The organism is Enterobacter sp. 200527-13 (genome assembly GCF_027924865.1).
GTDB classification, from domain to species: domain Bacteria; phylum Pseudomonadota; class Gammaproteobacteria; order Enterobacterales; family Enterobacteriaceae; genus Enterobacter; species Enterobacter ludwigii.
In genome coordinates, this window is the sequence record NZ_BSCM01000003.1 from 504,066 (window position 1) to 522,088 (window position 18,023).

Annotated in this window: 17 protein-coding genes and 1 tRNA gene; 3 read left to right on the forward strand and 15 right to left on the reverse strand. The window is 44.8% G+C overall.

Annotated features, from left to right (window positions below):
* Positions 1-20 precede the first annotated feature (20 nt).
* The 3 genes from QMG44_RS14515 (at position 21) to QMG44_RS14525 (ending at position 2,252) form a co-directional block, all read left to right on the forward strand.
* Entirely contained in the window at positions 21-596 is a 576-nt protein-coding gene (locus QMG44_RS14515; protein ID WP_020882970.1) for a transcriptional regulator, read from the forward strand.
* Between the two features lie 126 nt (positions 597-722).
* Positions 723-798 (forward strand) — tRNA-Phe (locus QMG44_RS14520).
* Positions 799-992: 194 nt separating this feature from the next.
* On the forward strand, positions 993-2,252 hold the full coding sequence (locus QMG44_RS14525; RefSeq protein WP_281853119.1) for an integrase arm-type DNA-binding domain-containing protein: 1,260 nt from the start codon (positions 993-995) through the stop codon (positions 2,250-2,252).
* A gap of 220 nt (positions 2,253-2,472) precedes the next feature.
* Here QMG44_RS14525 and QMG44_RS14530 read toward each other — a convergent pair whose 3' ends face one another.
* From QMG44_RS14530 to QMG44_RS14600, 15 genes are all read right to left on the reverse strand, one after another.
* Complete coding sequence (locus QMG44_RS14530) at positions 2,473-4,581, reverse strand: DEAD/DEAH box helicase (protein ID WP_281853120.1); 2,109 nt, start codon at positions 4,579-4,581, stop codon at positions 2,473-2,475.
* A complete protein-coding gene (locus QMG44_RS14535) occupies positions 4,581-5,498 on the reverse strand; it encodes a DUF1837 domain-containing protein (protein WP_281853121.1) in 918 nt (305 codons plus the stop codon). The genes QMG44_RS14530 and QMG44_RS14535 overlap by 1 nt, the downstream gene beginning before the upstream one ends.
* A 161-nt stretch (positions 5,499-5,659) precedes the next feature.
* The gene (locus QMG44_RS14540; protein WP_281853122.1) at positions 5,660-6,574 is read right to left on the reverse strand and encodes a Kiwa anti-phage protein KwaB-like domain-containing protein; all 915 of its coding nucleotides are present in this window, start codon (positions 6,572-6,574) and stop codon (positions 5,660-5,662) included.
* On the reverse strand, positions 6,564-7,166 hold the full coding sequence (locus QMG44_RS14545; RefSeq protein WP_139282311.1) for a hypothetical protein: 603 nt from the start codon (positions 7,164-7,166) through the stop codon (positions 6,564-6,566). The genes QMG44_RS14540 and QMG44_RS14545 overlap by 11 nt, the downstream gene beginning before the upstream one ends.
* Positions 7,163-7,804 carry a hypothetical protein gene (locus tag QMG44_RS14550; RefSeq protein ID WP_281853123.1) on the reverse strand — a complete coding sequence of 214 codons (642 nt, stop codon included), beginning with the start codon at positions 7,802-7,804 and terminating at the stop codon, positions 7,163-7,165. Before QMG44_RS14550 ends, QMG44_RS14545 begins: the two co-directional genes overlap by 4 nt.
* Before the next feature lie 17 nt (positions 7,805-7,821).
* Positions 7,822-9,213 carry a VasL domain-containing protein gene (locus tag QMG44_RS14555; RefSeq protein WP_281853124.1) on the reverse strand — a complete coding sequence of 464 codons (1,392 nt, stop codon included), beginning with the start codon at positions 9,211-9,213 and terminating at the stop codon, positions 7,822-7,824.
* Between the two features lie 47 nt (positions 9,214-9,260).
* Positions 9,261-10,505, reverse strand: coding sequence for a GIY-YIG nuclease family protein (locus QMG44_RS14560; RefSeq protein ID WP_281853125.1), 1,245 nt, complete (start codon positions 10,503-10,505; stop codon positions 9,261-9,263).
* 413 nt (positions 10,506-10,918) lie between these two features.
* On the reverse strand, positions 10,919-11,158 hold the full coding sequence (locus QMG44_RS14565; RefSeq protein WP_281853126.1) for a Dabb family protein: 240 nt from the start codon (positions 11,156-11,158) through the stop codon (positions 10,919-10,921).
* 86 nt (positions 11,159-11,244) lie between these two features.
* A complete protein-coding gene (locus tag QMG44_RS14570; protein WP_281853127.1) occupies positions 11,245-11,607 on the reverse strand; it encodes a hypothetical protein in 363 nt (120 codons plus the stop codon).
* A gap of 119 nt (positions 11,608-11,726) precedes the next feature.
* Positions 11,727-11,993 (reverse strand): PAAR domain-containing protein, encoded by a 267-nt coding sequence (locus tag QMG44_RS14575; protein WP_281853128.1) that lies wholly within the window; start codon positions 11,991-11,993, stop codon positions 11,727-11,729.
* A 36-nt stretch (positions 11,994-12,029) separates the two neighbouring features.
* Entirely contained in the window at positions 12,030-12,887 is an 858-nt protein-coding gene (locus QMG44_RS14580) for an IdsF (RefSeq protein ID WP_281853129.1), read from the reverse strand.
* 40 nt (positions 12,888-12,927) lie between these two features.
* Positions 12,928-14,535: a hypothetical protein gene (locus QMG44_RS14585; protein ID WP_281853130.1), complete on the reverse strand. Its 1,608-nt coding sequence runs from the start codon at positions 14,533-14,535 to the stop codon at positions 12,928-12,930.
* An 11-nt stretch (positions 14,536-14,546) separates the two neighbouring features.
* Positions 14,547-15,392: a DUF4123 domain-containing protein gene (locus QMG44_RS14590; RefSeq protein WP_281853131.1), complete on the reverse strand. Its 846-nt coding sequence runs from the start codon at positions 15,390-15,392 to the stop codon at positions 14,547-14,549.
* On the reverse strand, positions 15,352-17,322 hold the full coding sequence (gene tssI / locus QMG44_RS14595; RefSeq protein WP_281853132.1) for a type VI secretion system tip protein VgrG: 1,971 nt from the start codon (positions 17,320-17,322) through the stop codon (positions 15,352-15,354). The genes QMG44_RS14590 and tssI overlap by 41 nt, the downstream gene beginning before the upstream one ends.
* A gap of 144 nt (positions 17,323-17,466) precedes the next feature.
* Positions 17,467-17,985 carry an Hcp family type VI secretion system effector gene (locus QMG44_RS14600; protein ID WP_281853133.1) on the reverse strand — a complete coding sequence of 173 codons (519 nt, stop codon included), beginning with the start codon at positions 17,983-17,985 and terminating at the stop codon, positions 17,467-17,469.
* Positions 17,986-18,023 lie beyond the last annotated feature (38 nt).

The following is an 18,023-nucleotide window of genomic DNA, read 5'->3' on the forward strand; positions in this document are numbered from 1 at the left end:
GAATAACGGAGGAGATAACCGTGCAACGCGAAGACGTACTGGGACAAGCCCTGCAATTACTTGAGATTCAAGGGATCGCCAGCACCACGCTTGAGATGGTAGCCGACCGTATTGATTATCCTCTGGATGAACTCATGCGCTTCTGGCCGGATAAAGAGGCGCTGCTTTACGATGCCCTGCGTTATCTCAGCCAGCAGGTTGATGTCTGGCGCAGGCAGCTGATGTTAAATGAAGAACTGACTGCAGAGCAAAAGTTGCTGGCGCGTTATACCGCCCTGAGCGAATGCGTAAGCAACAACCGTTATCCGGGTTGCCTGTTTATTGCCGCCTGCACCTTCTACCCTGACCCCGGCCATCCTATCCATCAACTGGCGGATCAGCAAAAGCGGGCGGCGCATGATTTCACGCACGAACTGCTGACCACGCTCGAAGTGGATGACCCGGCGATGGTCGCTAAGCAGATGGAGCTGGTACTGGAAGGTTGCCTGAGCCGCATGCTGGTAAACCGTAGCCAGGCCGATGTGGATACAGCACACCGTCTGGCCGAAGATATCCTGCGTTTTGCGCAGTGTCGTATGGGTGGTGCGCTGACGTAATCTGTCTGAAGAATTTGACCTGTTCGGCGCGTAAACCGTCAGATTGCCGCAAAGTTAAGCAGTTGAACGGCTTTTCCCGAAATAGTGTTGACGATCAGGCACGATTGCGGTTTAATGCGCTCCGTTGCCCGGATAGCTCAGTCGGTAGAGCAGGGGATTGAAAATCCCCGTGTCCTTGGTTCGATTCCGAGTCCGGGCACCAAATTCATATCAACGGACCTCCACGGAGGTCCGTTTTTGCATTCTAAGCCCGCACAAATCAACACATCTACAATCCTTTAACTCCACCCAACTCAATCAACTTCAACCCGCATCAAGTCCCTTGCGAGGGTACAACTGAGGGTATAGTCTGATTCGATAAAATTTGTACCCTTTTACTATCAGGAGATACCGCCAATGGCACTCACTGACGCTAAAATCCGTGCAGCTAAACCGGATGAAAAACCTTATAAACTTGCCGACAGCGGCAACATGTTTTTGCTCGTTCACCCTAATGGCTCACGGTACTGGCGACTCCGATATCGGTTTCTGGGCAAAGAGAAAACGCTAGCTCTGGGTGTCTATCCTGAAGTCTCGTTATCAGAAGCAAGGGAAAAACGCGATGCGGCAAGGAAGCTGATAGCTGAGGGAACTGACCCGTGCGAACAGAAACGGATCAAAAAGTCGGTACCCGAAACAGCTCAGACATTCGAAGGTATCGCAAGACAGTGGCATAAGAGCAACAAAAAATGGTCAGCTTCACACAGTGAGAAAATACTGAAAAGTCTCGAAACTCATGTGTTTCCCTTTATTGGCTCACGTGACATTACCTCCCTCAGAACTCCCGATTTACTTGTTCCAGTAAAGGCTGCCGAAGCCAAAGAGATCTATGAGATTGCAGCGCGCCTTCAACAGCGTATCACTGCAATCATGCGCTATGCTGCCCAGTCAGGCGTTATAACCTATAACCCTGCCGTGGATATGGCTGGCGCGTTAACCACGGTGAAACGCCAGCACCGCCCTGCCCTCGCCTTAAATCGCATTTCAGAGCTTCTTGAACGACTGGATGAATACAGAGGGCAACCTCTCACCCGACTGGCAACTAAACTCACCCTGCTTATCTTCATCCGTTCCAGTGAACTACGCTTTGCCAGGTGGTCTGAGATCGACTTTAAGAAAGCCATGTGGACCATTCCTCCTGAGCGGAAACCTATTGAAGGGGTCAAGTACTCCCATCGTGGCTCAAAAATGCGAACAGAGCATCTTGTGCCACTCTCTACTCAGGCGCTGAATATACTGCAGCAGATCCACACGATCAGTGGAGAACATGAACTGATTTTTACCGGCGATCACAATCCATGGAAACCCATGAGTGAGAACACGGTGAATAACGCACTGCGGTTGATGGGCTACGATACAAAGGTCGATGTCTGTGGTCACGGTTTCAGGGCAATGGCCTGTAGTTCGTTGATTGAATCAGGATTATGGTCCAGGGACGCAGTGGAACGCCAGATGAGCCATCAGGAGCGAAATGGCGTACGTGCGGCTTATATCCATAAAGCAGAGTTTCTGGATGAACGCAGGCTGATGCTCCAATGGTGGGCTGATTTTCTTGATGCCAACAGAGAGAGCTCAGTTAGCCCATTTGATTTTGCTAAAGAACATGTTTCTAATTAGAAGGATAACTAGCTATCTTTCACAACAGGCTATCATTATAACTAAACAATATCTTACTCAAAGGACGTTAACAGACATACCTTAATATATAGATAAAATGAAGCCCAGCATTATAAATCGCCGGGCTATTTTAAATTGAATATTTTGCACCGAAATTCGCGCCAATCTACAACTCCAACTAAAAAAGCCGACTATCGAAAACTTCAGTTTTATCATTAGGTTATGACATGGTTACTTCATCTATTCGAATTCCATCCATGAAATATTTAAAGATATATTTATCAAATGAATCAAATAGACAATCTAATTTATTATTATCTTTACTAAGTTCTACAAAATTTGTGAGCGTATCATGAAGTTCCTTTTCTTTATCATCAAGAATGATGATGTTAGCGTTGTTGATAACCCTAGATAACATTCGTGGCAAGCCATATTCTTCAAGCTGGTAAACAAGAGGAGGCAAAAATGCGTTAGAAACTTTCTTTATAAAGGAAGATATATCGATACCTTCCTTAAGAATTTTATCCTGGATAATATTAACATCGTTTAAAAGTGATGCTAACTTGAATGTCACATTTCTTTCCAGTTCAAAAAACTGCTCTATCCCAATGTCATAGTCATTTAGTTCTTCAAGCAACTCGGGAATTGAACACTTCCAATTCTTCGAAATTATTTTTACAAAAGCAACTATTTTGTTGTATTCTGCACCCCACCCACCCGGCGATAGTTTTATAACTTTATAAAGGTAGCCCTCCCAATCATCAGGATGGTTGGAATTTAAGTATCCTAACCCTCTCCAACTCTGACGATTGGAATATATTTCTTTAGCTATATCTCGAATCAAAAAGGAGTTACTTGAGTCCAGCCGCCCCTCTAGCTGAAGTGTTTCAAAACCACCATCACCTAAAAATTCATCCATTTCTTCTCTGTAAGCTATAATTTTTGAGATCTGCTCTTTACTTAGTTCACTTTTGAATTCGTCAAGATCGATACTACCTATGAGCTCATCTGGAAATGTCAAATTAAGCTGTATATCTTCATTTTCGGGAGGTTTTTCCAAAATATAGATTTTACCTACAAAATGTCGGAACATTCTGCCACCACGACCAATAATATTTCTATAACTGAAGTCGTTAATCTTTGCTCTACCTCTTCCGCTTTTATTGCTCCAAAGGACAACATTTTCCGCAGATGTATTAACCCCTTCTATAATAGAAGATGTAGATACTAAATTTTTTATTCCATCAGGTTCTTCGAACAATCTTATTTGAATTTGACTTAACGACCTATGTAATCTTCCATTATGTAAACCAGTCCCCCTTTTAATTAATTTGGTTAACTGCCAGTTGCTATCGTAATTTTTGGATAGCCAAGCATGAAAATCAGCTAGTAATTTTTTATTTTTAACTGGTTGTTGATCAATTATAAGGTTTGATATGTTTGATATATTTGGAAAAGTACCTGCATATATGAGTGTTTTTCCATTGGTATTATCTAAGATTTTTAGCAACACTTCACTTTTTAATAACTCGTCACCATTGATGTTTTCATATAGTTTATGGTGTTCTAAAAAAACAGTATTGAAATCAACACTTACAAAGTCCATACCCTTTGTGAAAAAATTATCTTTCAAAGTTGATATGTTAGGTGCTAAAAAATACTTTTGTTTTGCCTTTGAACCTAATTTTATTATTGCGTTTATTAACGCAGGCGAACGTTCTTTGTCAAAAGCAGAGCTAGCTTTGTAAAACTCGTCCACAATCAACATATCAATTTCATCTAATTTTTCTACATAATGTATAGCTCGCTCTTGCGGAAAGACAAATATATTACATTCATCTAGTGTTGTCTCTGTCGTTGTAATAACTTTATATTTTACGCTAAATTTTTTATGTAATCGTCTTCTTGTTTCATCTGTAAGCGCGATAGTTGGAACAATGATCACTACATTTTTAGGTTCCTTTATTGCTATAAAAGCGTCAATTATAAAACTTTTACCAAAACTAGTTGGGGCACTTACAGCGAGATTTTTACCGTTTATTAATTTTTTTAAAATTGCAGATTGCTCTCTATGCAACGTTACCTGTTTTTTTTCCCCAACATTCACTTTGAATGCCTCATAAATAAAACGGTCTTGCCAAGCACTAGTTTCTACTTGTAAATATGGATAAAGACCGACTTGTCGTATCAAATTATTTATCAGTGGTGTAAGCGGTAATCCCTTATTTTGACAGTAGTCAAGGAGTTTTATTACTTCATTCCTTGCCTGCGTTTCATCTCCATTAATGATAAGCTCATTAATTTCAAAGCATTTATGAAATACATCCATCAGAACTCCCCCTTATGGAACTCAACTTTTTCTACAAACTTATCAACTATCATGGCCTTGTCAGGTACGGGGAATAGTATGATGTGGAATGAAATTTCATTGTAAAGGTATACACCTTTTAATAATTCAACTTGTTTTTTAAAGAATGCTACAGCCCTATTCTTATGATATTCAACCATTTCATATATGTAATCACTGGACATCGATGTCGCGACTTTAGTTAATTGGCACTCATGAAGTATAAAAATCGGAACATGGATTTTAGGCTTCAATAAATCAATAGAATTTTTCGGTGACAATGCTTCTTTTATTCTTCGCCTTAAATCTGTATTTGGAATCAATAAGTCAATATCGTTAACATTTGTAATTATACTATTTTCTTTCCTAAGCTTATCCGATTTTAATGCATTAGCGACTGAGTTTATTATACTACTCAATCTGGCATCCTCAATAGAATTATAGAATTTAGCCTCACCAAACCATAGAGAAAAATCATCATCACCATGCAATACCAAATGTACACTATCGGCACCTTTAGCATTATCTTGTGAGTTTTGTTTATAAAAAATTTTTGGCACAATCGGAAGAGCACCATAATGATGCTTCATTAGTCCGTATAACATTATTTCTGCAAGCTCACTACCTTTGCTAATATCATTTTCCTTATCGACCAAACGAAGGTTTTCAGCCGCTGCACTGATTAACGAGGCTGAACAATCTATTAGAGCTGCCCTTTCCTTAGAAGACAGAGAGGTTTCAGCTATATTATCCCATATAAACAAATGAAAGTTCTTGTATCGCCATTTCCCATCTTCAAAATCATTGACCAGACTTAAGATAGATTTATTATTTGAAGGTGATAACACATCCCCACAAGTATTAATAAACGCATCATCGATTAATATTTGAAAATTCATCACATAGCACCTCATGCCACTACTATATTTAAGTCGAGTGATAGTTTCAAAAGCACAACTCATCACCCTCTCAAATATTTACTAAAACATTTTGATTACACAATTAAATTTCATACCAGATAAAAAACATGTCATTATATAATGATTTAACAATCAGCCTATCAAGAGACCATAGAAGCATTTGGTACATCATAAATGTGTGCTGCAAAGTGTGATTGCAAGCGATGATCCAATAAAGCTTGAAATATATCCGCGCAGCACTCATCATTAGCAATGATTTTACCTTGGGCATCAAATTGCAGATTTAATCTAAATCGTAACGCATTGGCTCTCAAACTATCCATGAATTCTGGTACCTTGTAATATCCCTTTTCTTTAATAGCAGATGCTCTTCTCAGTTGCATCGCATTATTACCAACGTACCGTTTCAACGGCTCTGCATCGGTAAGCAACTGACTGAACTCCGGTTCATCCATCAATACGTTAAAATTATCAATATGCGCTGTCTTGTAACACAAAACTGATTCAAATACTTTTTTATTCTTAATATAAACATTATCCTCAAGAATGAAAAAGTCAAAATCCTTTGCAATGTTAAATCTCGGGGACCTGTCAATTTTCAACTTATTATTTTTGAAAACAACTGACTTCAGCCCAGCCTGCTTTTTGGTCGCCCAGGATGCATCAGTTTTCTTCACACAGTGTAGGACTGTATCACCGGAGACTAATTTTACAGAGTAGAAGTCACAATTAGATAACTCTTTAATCTCTTTTACCTTTTTCGCTGGAATTTGATTTGCAGATATCGTTGTAACATCTACAGCTGAAGTTTCCCCGGTTCCAATAAGCATAAGACTGCCTTCGTTGTTCTGCGCCAACAAGGAATAATCTATGATTTCTGTATAGTTACCTCTTTCTGTTTGAATAAACCCTAATAATTCTGTTTTAAGCTCAGGATCTACTGGGATCCATTTCCCTGTAAATGACGCCTGCCCTTTCAGGGATTTTTTCCTGAATACCCAGACCGATAACTCGGCCGTTTGAAGATCAAAACCCTGTAAATTCTCAAGCATCATCATTCTCTCCACAAATGACTATAACAGATTGTATTGTTTCGTACTCATAATCTGAATTTGGATTAACATCTGTGTTAGCTAATACAACTCCAGAAAAGATATCATTGCTTCCAGGAAAACGATAAGATATTTCATACATCTTCCAGTTAAAAACAATAAGCATGGGATTTAATATTATTTGACCTGACTTATATGAGAGCCAGAAGAGCCACAACAGGAATACAACAAACCCTAAAAACTTATTTGTCTCCATATAACTTATACTCATAAATGAAACAATATAAGGAAGCACATAATTCATTAAATCTGATGGGGTATATTTTGATTCAATTACTTTTATTTTTTGCCCATCTGGTTTAGCAAGATTCAAAGCAAACCATGAAAAAACAAAGCAGGCTAAACAAACAAGAAACAAACTCACTGACAGGAATGGTTTTTGGAGCGGAAGATGGCATGTTCCTGAAGTCAAAAAATTAAAACAGATATTCCCCTTGAGTTTTTTATTGTCCAGATCCTGCATTAGCAGAATCATACTTAATGGCAAATATGATCCTAAGAAGATTGCAAGAGCAAAGAATAGTCTTGGTGTCACACTCCCCCCTTGTTTTTTCTTATGGTCTTAATCAAACGACCTCGCGCCTTTTCCACTGCTTTTTTGGTCCTGTCCGGAAACAGTATTACCTGCTGCTCAGCCACACTCAGATGCATATTCTTTTCCAGAAGAGTCCATTCTTCATCGCTCCAGGGACGGAAACCAGCTTCACTACAGCGGGACTTCTTCAGCCCCAGCCTTCTCGCCATTATTTTAACTGACATTGCATTTCTTTCTGGCAGATGAGCAGTTACCGACATTCCCATCCGGGGATAGTCCGCTTTAAGTATATCGAGTTCCTCCTCACGCCAGAAACGTCCACTTTTTACCCCCAGCGTCTCCGCCATCGAAAAGATCGCACTAATACTTCTCCCTAGAATTAATTGTGTCAGAGACCTGGCCTCCATACCCCGAGCATAGTGGTCACGGATAATATCCATTTCATTCTCACTCCACGGCGCATTTTTCTTTTTTCGACACCCGAGCTTATCAGCCATCAACCCTACTGCACCAGGAGTCCGCCCCAGCCCGTCAGCGATTTCAACAACTGACATGGAAGAATAATTATTTTCCAGAAATGTTAAATCCCTGATTGTCCATCGAACACGATTATTACGATAACGAACTGAATTACCCATAATTTTTAGCACCATTTCTATTCTGATGCATTCTCTTGTATTACAGCATAGCGAGCTGTCAATTGTTTCAAATGCATCTCCAGTTGAGCCCGGGCAGCAGCAGGTAAAGGTTCTCTCTCAGGATTTTGTAACAATACCCGCATTTGCTCTTCAGCCGGTACCGATTTGTTAAAAGACTGCATGGTGGAAAATACCACAGATTTCAGCTCGCTGACCGTCATGTATTTACCCTTTTGTTCATCCAGCCCGTTCAACCTGTCACTCAGTTGCTTCAGCTTCATCATCCCCTGATGCCAACCATTCAGCTGCTCTGTTGGTAATGCAGTAGCATTAAGTTGTTGCTGCCACTGCTGTGTCAGAGGTTTAGCCTGCTCCGGCCACAACGACTGAGCCTGTTCGATGAGTTTTCTGCCGTATACAATATTCCAGTCAGGGGGTAATTTATCCAGCCTGGCAAGCTGCTGCTGTGTCTGTGCGATAAGGTCCTGCGGTAACGGAGTCTGCTGACGCAACATCCCCAGTTGTTCAGACGTGAGAAGTGCAGGGAACGGAGCCAGTGAAGCAGCAAGCTGAGTCCGCAGCAGGTCTGGCCGGTGAAGAAAATGCCAGCTCCACACTGAGACTGTGCTTATCACCAGCATGGTACACATCCCGGCGACGAAGGATGTCCATTTTTTTACCGGTGTGGGCACTACTGCCAGCACTTCCACGTTCGGCTGATGTTCCGGCTGCGCAACGTAAACCCACTTCACTCCACGACCTAGTACCTGGACATTTTCACCCGGACCACCAGCAAAGCCTCTCGTGGATGCTGTCGGATCACCCATCACGGTGGCAGGCAACACGATACCAGGTTGAATGCCTGGCCCGGTGCTGGTAATGCCATCACTGTTTTCCAGCCGGACAGCATGGTTGTGCATCAGGGTACGCAACGTATCGAGCTGACTCAGATGCTTAAGCTCCAGACGCTGCAGTACCTCTCCCAGACCTGTAAGCAGTTGCTCCGCCCGGTACAACTGGCTGAGGTCGCTGTAATTCAGCGGGAGCGAGCGCATTCGTTGCTGCAGACGCTGACTCAGACTGCTGAGAATTTCCATGCGCGCATGGACTGGCTGAGGCCACAGAGCCGCCCACTGATGGCTTATCAGGGCCTCGAGTATCGTCAGCCCTTCATTGAGCCCGAATAAACCGGCCAGCTGCGTACGCGCAAGCGTATACCAGGCTGCTGTTTGCAATTCCACACCGTTCTGCTCAAACAGTGAGAGACAGAGTTTTTCCGCATAACGCCAGTTCACATCCGGGCGAGCCGGATGCGTCAGCTTACTCAGCTCATCACGCAAGGCGGCATAATCCGGTAGCGAGCGCGGGTCACCGCCGGTTTTAATCTTACGTTGGGTAATGTCATTCATGACCAGTTGTCCATTCTGACGTGTCCGGGAATAAGGATGATTAAGGCTTATGCGGCTTCGCTTTCTGCATATTCGAGACTCTGCAGATACTGTAGCGCCACCGGGTCAGCAATATATTCAACCTGCCCGTGGTGACGCTCCACCTCATCAATAATTCTGCTGAGCTCGACCCGGAAGAATTCCTTACGCAGGTTAACCCTGTTGATACGGTAGTTTTCCAGATGGTCATGCAGTGTCTTTTCAAGCGCAGGAGCGTCATCGCAGGAAATCATGGCGTGGACGTCAAAATCAAACGGCACGGCTGCCCCGCTCAGTTCTTTCACGCGCTCCATCGGCTCCAGCCGTCGGGTCATGCCGATTTTGAAGACGTTTTCACCGAAGGAGCCGATATTCGAAATCACATACACATGCCCCTGTCTGGTGAGCTGGGCCATGGATTTGGCACGCTCATACTGCTGATGTACGTCCTGGATTTTTTGCTCCAGCTCCAGACGCTGCCTTTCCAGCTCTTCCCGGTGAGCACCTTCAGCGGCGAGCAGAGCTTCTTCCAGTAAACGCTGCTGCTCAGCAAGGCGTTGCTCCTCCTCTTCCGCTTCGCGCTGCTGCTGCTCCAGCTCATCCTGACGCTGTTTTTCTTCCCGCATCTGACGCTTGAGCTCTGCCTGATATTCTTTTTCTTCCTGCGCTTTTTCCAGCAGGGCAACCTTATCCAGAAACTGCTGTTTTACGCCTTCCCAGTCGGCGTTATCGTCAAGTTCCAGAAAGGTGATTTTCTCACTGATGGAAGCGTAAGCTTCCCTTTCCTTGCGGAGCTGGTCATATTTACTTTGCCAGTTATTTACCGTGGTACCGGAAAGCAGTGTTTTGACTTTGAATTTATACGCGGAGTCCACAATACGTTGCAGCGCCCGGGAGGCTTTATTTCTGGCATGGTGAAAGTCATCCCACTGACCGGAAAGCTGTTTCTTTTCCTGATACAGCCCACGGGACACTTCAGTACTGACAGTTTCTTCAAAGGCTTTCTCTTTCTGCGCCAGGTCCGACACGGCCTGTTCAAGCTCCGCTGTTTTCTTCCGGAAGCCCCGGTAAATAAAAATCCGCAGTACCAGCGCAACGGCTATCAGTAAACCAAAGAACAGACCGATGATTCCGGACGGATTCGACACAGATTCAATAAATTGTTCATTAAGATTGATTAATGCTCTTACCGCGACATAAACACCCCATGCAATTACTCCAATGATAACCAGGATAATACCCCCTGCATTATCATCTTTTTTTCTTCTTGCCACGTTTTACTCCTTACTTGTCTTTTCCATTTTTAATTAATACTTACCCATCACAACGGAATAATATCAAAGAGCCTTCTGGAAAATACTCGACTGTTATTTCAAGTGTCACATCAATTCTCTCCCTCAGCTATACTCCAGCGTTCATGTCTGTTAATAACCCACCCGGCCTGCCGCAGCTGCTCCAGTATAAATCGCGTGGTGTGCTCACTCAGGCCTGTCATGGTGGTGACTGCCTGTAACGTCATGACCGGCGCTTCTCTGAATGCGTCCATAATGCGTTTTACGTCATCCGTCATCGTCTGTGTCATTTCACTCAAATTCATCGTGTTACCAATCTACAGAAAAAATAAATCAGGGAGCCAGGGTATAATCCAGCACGATGATGTCCTGCAGAATCGCTCGAAATATCGCTTTCAGATCATCGTGTGCAGGATGCGCAGATATCGCTGGCGTGCTACTTCATCCGCAAATGTCATCAGCACACAATGAATAAACCCCGCATTCTTCTCTTCGGGACTGTCATTGACGCCCCATTCCACGCCTGTAATGCCCTCAATCTGCCCGGGGATCTTCAGAAATGCTTGCCTGACAGCCTGTATTTGTTCCGGTAGTGCACTATCAGTAAATCTAATAAATAAAATATGGCGAATCATCTTTACTCCTGCCATCATCATTAATATACAGCAGTGAATACTGAATTAACTGGAAGATTCTACCTCCGGTTCAGATTTATCATCTGTTATAATTCAGACGTCTGATTAATTGTCAGGCAGTTATCGCTATTCAGTTTTAACTTCAGGCGACCTGCAGCAATTTCGTTTTCAGTATGCATACCAGCAAACGCAAAACCTTTCTTTATAAGGTTAGTTGTATAATACTTGTTATACATAAATGCCCACGCAATAGAAATAATGAATCCACCTATACCAAACGTGAGACACCCCACAACAATAGTGATAATAATGACACCCAGAAATGTCAGAAAATCTTTACGAAACAATGCCGGGAAAGCCCCAAAGAACAATGTCGTCCATGAGAAACCGTAAAACCCTTTTACAGTCTCACCTGTTTTTTTGTTTTCCATATTGATAATCGTTGCCATGTGTATAAAGCCTTTTTAATTTACAGAAAAGGGATAGGAATCATCCTGCCGGAAAAAATCGTACAACACATAAGAATGAAGCGGGGAAACTTTGTCGAAAAATATGATAACAGACAAATTCAACCGATATTCACACTCCCTCCGCCAATCAATATACCACCACAACTGACAGTATCATTAGTTCGCGCAGCAGGTTTCCCATCAATAAAAACACTCGATGAGCCACTGCTAATCATTCGATTATGACCATGAGATACCAGTGTGTCTCCCTTACGAGCAAGCGGTCGATTATCGACATTAACAGATGAGGAACCTGAACTCACTGGTGTAGGAGGATGACTGTCATGACCGGTATCTTTGTCGCCAATTTTTACTGCATTTCCCATAAACTTCCCCATTGAGTTTATTGATTTAGAAGACAATCAACGAACTAAAACAACCTGACCATTAATGATAGAGAAATATGGCCTATAGGTATAAACAATTTTTCCTTTTGAATTCTGAAATCTTAATGGTGAATTTTGAAAATAACCGACCCCCATTCTGAATAAACGCCCATGGTTGTAGGTCATTAATTTATAATGATTCCAGTCAATCGGCACGGGTGTCAATGATTTATCCAGCACATGCGCAGGAAAGTCAGTAGAAACAAACATCATCCCTGTAGTCGTTCCTTCCGCATATGCCATCTCTGAGCTTGAAATTTTCGCAATCTCTTTCAGGCCATCAATGTCACGACGTTGCATCATCCACCATATCTTTTCATATGCCTTACGGATCAAGGGAAGATCTTTTTCCGTAACAGGTGTCGCTTTCTCCCATGTCCACAGCGGCAAGTCATGAACGATGAGATTGCTACTCAACTTATATAAACCATTATCATAATGATAACTCCTGTTATTGATTGCATCGCCTTCAATAATTTTAGAGCTATATGGACTACCGTCATAGTGCAAGGATTCACGAGCTGTGATTTTATGTTTATCGTTCACAGTCAATTTAAATCTGGCAATTTCTGTATGAAGATCATTTGTATCTTTACTAACTATAAGCTCGCAAGATGAATCTGGATATAGTGTTTTTGGATCATCTGTATCCTGTCCTCCCATAAGCAATTCAATAGAATTACTGCCATTACCCAACATAGCTGATGCGTTAAATCCTGCCGAAATAGTTCCACTGTACACTAAAGTGTTTTCTATTGCCGGAATTTCATTCACTCTTAAAATGCAAGTGCTTTTATTCGTTTTAAAGGATAAAAGATATTTTTCATTTATCATGTGATCGACTCCATATGAGGAAAATGTCAAAAATAAAAAATTAAAAAAGAGTAATCCTGGCTGCAGAGTCTTTCTTTTCAAGTTTTTTATATATATTCCATTCAACATCTTTATTCACCTCTGAATCATTACTTATATTGTTTTTCTTGGTTCGACCACCATCATTATCGCCGCCACCGCTTCCTGAATCTCCGCCCAAAGACCATGTATAACTGACATAAACCTTAGCAATAACATCACTATGGTAAAGCACTAAATCGACTTTACTCGGTTCACTGTGATTAGCTTCCAGTCCAACAAATCCTTCTGCCGATGCCTCACCGCCAATCTTCAGAGCACCATTAGCTACATAAAACCGAACTCCCGCCCTGAAGTTTACATTCAGTGTTAAACCAAACTTAATGGCCGTATCTTCATTGTACTCTACGTGCCACTTCTCTTTCGTATCCGAGGTACATTGCAACGCTAAATCAAACTCACCTTCAACCACCAGCTCAAAAGTAGAACCGACATAAGCTGAGTTTTTCCCTTCCTTATAATCATCTTCTCCCGCATCCAGACCTTCCCTTGCTGCAGCCAGGACGACATCAGCATGATACCAGGCCGCAAATGCCTGCAATAAATCCAGTGTTAGTCTAACCCCAATAAGAGGGGCAAGCTCAATGGATAAATTCCGCTGCAGATATAGCTGTGTTGAGTTGCTGTCTTCCTTCAGCTCTCCACCACCTTTCATTTCAATTTGCGGATAAACTATTTCCGTACTCAGCAGTTTAATTTTCGCATCGTTTCCTTCATCAGTTGAGAATGTTTTAATGAATGTATTGATTAGTTCATCTGCTTTATTCAGCAACTGTACCTTCTTCTCCTTACCCTTGAAATCTTTCTTCAGACTCGGAGAATAATCAAAAGGGATCGCACCAAGAGAGCAGTTCAGTTTTCCTTCCATCTCCAGGGCATTACTGATTTCATATTGTGGTTTTTTCGTCCAGCCACGGTTCCCGCGCTGACTTTTACCCTGAGATTTATTTTCCGCTTTCTGCTGTTGCTTCCGTTCTTTCTCTGTGTACTCCTTGACTTCATGTTCCAGTCCGATTGCCAGATCCACTTCCCATTTAAAACCGGCAAAGACATGGATCCATGTTGTCAAAACATCAAGGGGAGCCATCGATAAGAGTGGAGATGCACCATTCATAAAGCTCAGTGACTGGTTGATGAAGGGATTACCTTTACATTCCCCCAGTCGCAGAAGGTAGACATTTTTCGGCAGGACATCGAGAACCTCAGGTGCCAGAATATAATCCTCCAGAAAATCAACCGAATCAGTAATCTTAAAATAATTGACTTTTGGTACATAATGCAGGAGATAATTCGTCAGTCCCTTATTAAAGATCTGAAGCGTTTTGCTGTCTGAAGGGCTAAAAATGATACCTTGTGGACAGGATGAATTATTCGACACACAGCCTTTATCCACCAGCGTCATCGATACCGGAACACCCTTGTCATCTTCATCTATCACATCTACTGACGAGATAAAATCAGCCTGCTTATAGGTGAATGTCCTCTCCCCAACTTTCAGGGAAAACATATGGATACACGTATCCGGATTTTTACAGTTACATACCGGGGAACCGGCTTTTAAACTTATCATCGTTTTCCTTATTATACCTGTGGCAAATAACCCATTTCACGGAGCAGCAACGATTCTGCTTTAAAGACTCCGGGTTCATTAGGGTCATTCAGCGCTGTACGGTATTCAGGCGGGAGCGTAGCCAGCGTCATATATCTCCGCTCATGAAACAACCGGAATAGCCCTACAATGCTACGCTCATCATCGATACCCTGTTGCTTGAGCCAGTGACATATTTCACCAGTTGCTTCAGTATTTGCAGGCTCAGACTCTGACCAGCTGTTGATCTTATCCACCAGCGTTTCAACATAGCGCTGGTCAAACATGTCTGTCAGCTTGTCCAGCTGCTCCTGCGATATCTGCAGCATTTTCCGCCGCGACCCGCTCTGGTCATGAAATGATTTTCTCAACTCAGTGAAATGCTCACGACGTTCCTCCCCCTGCCAGTGCGTTGTAATGGCATTTATCGGCCCGAGAAATGAATGCAGCTCCCAGGGGGATAATACCGATATCAAAGGCCAGATATTGCGGGGATCATAAAAGCGAAAATAAACCGGCGTTTTCTCCCCCGGAAGCAGAACATGCAGATATTTACGCAGATGCTGACGCAAGGTAACCATACCAGCCGAGCTTTCCAGCAATATCCCCCAGGGTGGCCGACGCACTTTAAGCCATGCAAGCACATCCGGTGTCGCCAGAATAAGAAAGGGGGCCACACCGAGAATTTCGTCTGTCACCGGTTCGGCGTAGAGACAGGTATGAGGCGGATCGAGCGTGTCCAGCATGGTGAAAATGTCAGGCTCTGCCGCCGCGTCCACAATCGCCCAGATACTGACATTATCCATTCTGTTTATTCTCCATTGGGCAGTGTTCCACAAACAAAGCCCCCTGTGCCGCTGCCGCTTTCAGGATCGCAGGTTCTGCGGGGAGCAGTAGATCTCCCGGACTACCGCCAGAGTTCAGGTTGATGGTGCTGCCCTTAACATCCACGCCCCCTTCATGAATAACGATAAAACTGCTTCCTACCCGTAGTGTCAGTTTGCTTCCACTCTGCAACGTCAAATCGCCATTACTGTCAGTGCTGAAAGCGCCATTGATCTTCTGAGCGAGGTCACCCTGGACCTGTACCCCCTGGTTGCCCCCGGTTTTCAGCAGATTATTTCCGGTGATTTTCTGGTCCTGATTCCCCTCAACCGTTACCTTGCGGTCATTGGCCACCACCAGTTCTTCGTCATGACCAATACTGCTGGTTCGGTTGTATTCAACGCGTTCGTCCTTTGAATTGAGTACCCGTAACGCCATATTTTTCTGGGCGCGCAGCAGAAGCTCTTCACTCCCGGCGGTATCTTCAAAGGAGAGTTCGTTGTAGCCATCGCCCTGAACCGTGTCTGAGCGCAGAACCATGCGGTTTTTATGCAAAGGCAATGGATAAGGTGTCAGATTGACACCATGGAACGTGCGCCCGGTTATAATCGGCTGGTCCGGATCGCCCTCCAGAAAGCTCACCACCACCTCATGGCCCACGCGCGGGAGCGCCACCATGCCGTAGCGTCCCCCAGCCCAGCCCTGGCTGACACGCACCCAGCAGGAACTGAGGTCGTCGCTGTTACCGTAGCGGTCCCATGGAAATTTCACCTTCACACGACCGTGTTCATCGCAGTAAATTTCTTCCGTCGCCGGGCCCGTCACCGTCGCTATCTGCGGACCGTCCACCATCGGGCGTTCCGGCATCAGCGCACGCCAGGCTGTCCCGCCTTTGATGACTTCAAACTTATTGGTAAAGGTGGTGGGCCTGTCACCGCCTTCCTCTTCCAGCGCCTGCGGTTGTTTGCCTTCATGCTTCACGGACACCACCTGCCACTGCGTGTTAAACGCCGCGTTCTGATGCTCTTCCAGCATAAACCGCAGCCCCGGACGCAGCGCTGCGCAGTTCGAAAGGCCGCTGCCGGTCACCGCATCGGCCCTTAACGCATCCAGCCGGTACGCGCTGAAGGCTTTACCACTCTCCGCCTGCTTGTAGCGCCCCGGATAGTCGTAATGCTCGTACGGCTCACGCTGATGGGCCAGATCGTTACTGATTTTTTTATTCGACTGGTTGTAGGCGGGATTTTTAAAGCTGTAGTCCCGCAGCTCCACCGCTGTCGTTCGCACTGCTTCGGCATAGCGGAACTGGCGGACATACGCCCCCTGTTCCAGCCCCTGGTTCGCCAGACTGAAGAACACCGGGCTGTCTTTTTTCTCCAGCGCGCCGGTATGGTCGGCAAACACCACCCGGTGTTTTCCCGCCTCAAACTCGTGCCAGAAGAACATCCCCTCTTCCGCCGCCAGACGGGTGATAAAGTCCAGATCGCTTTCCCGGTACTGCACGCAGTACTCGCGCACGGCATGCTCCTGACGCAGCGAGAAGGCGTAGTCCAGAATGCCCGCTTCTTCCAGGAGTTCACCGATGATGTCCTGCGGCTTTTTCACCTGGAAAATCCGGCAGTTGGTACGAAGCCCGGTACGCCACAGGGCAGGTTGCACAATGGCCTCGTAACGGGTGCGCCGGAATCCCGTGTCCCCCTGCGCAAAATGGCTCACGATCCCACTGACCCGCCGCTGCAGCTCGCCGTTGTACCAGACCATCAGCTCACAGGGCTGGTCCAGCACGTCGCCAAAATCAATCCCGGGCTGCGGGCTCGCCAGTTTCAGGCTAAGCTCAAATGGCGCATTCAGGGCTTCTTTCAGCTCAAACTCCACCACCGCAAACGTGCTGGCGGATAACTTCTCCATCCTGACTGTAAACTGCAGTCCCGTACCGTCCGCCATGTCATCTCTCCTCTTTCAGGGCAATGGCTACCGCACGCCCAGCTTTCACCGTTCGGGGTCCATATATCGTCTCAGTGTTCAGGTCTGGCCGGTGCCACACCTCAGCACTGAACAGCCCGGGCCGAAGCCCGGGCGGTATGACGGTTATGCGGCAACCGGCTTACGCCAGTCGTCGCTGCCGGACGAACCGGATTTGAGGTGATCCCAGGTGATTTTGCGGTAGGCCAGCGAGACTTCGACCAGCTGGGTGAAGTCCGATTTTTCTGCATCCTGGCAATGCGGCATATGCAGGCTGATATCGACGATGGTCGCGTCTTCCAGCGTGGTGCAGAAGAAGTTCTCCTGCTTGCCTTCCGTGGAAGTGCGGTACCAGTTGAGCTTCACTTCCGGCAGCATTTCACCGGAGGCCAGCGCGTTGTACATCAGCGGCACGGCCTTGTTCAGCGCGACGGTAAACTTCAGTGGTTTGTGCACGCGCTGGCCGGATGGCTGACCTGACTGCGGATCGGTAGGAACAGTGACTACATGCTTCACTTCCTGTACCAGCATTTCGTCCTTATGGCCTTCCACATAGATGTTACCGACAGATTCTGCGGTAAATGCGTTTTCGGTAATGTTGCCCTGGGTTTTCCCTTTGATGCTGATATAGCACGGTGTTGGCATTGTTAACGTCTCCTTTGGATTGATGTGATATGAACTTC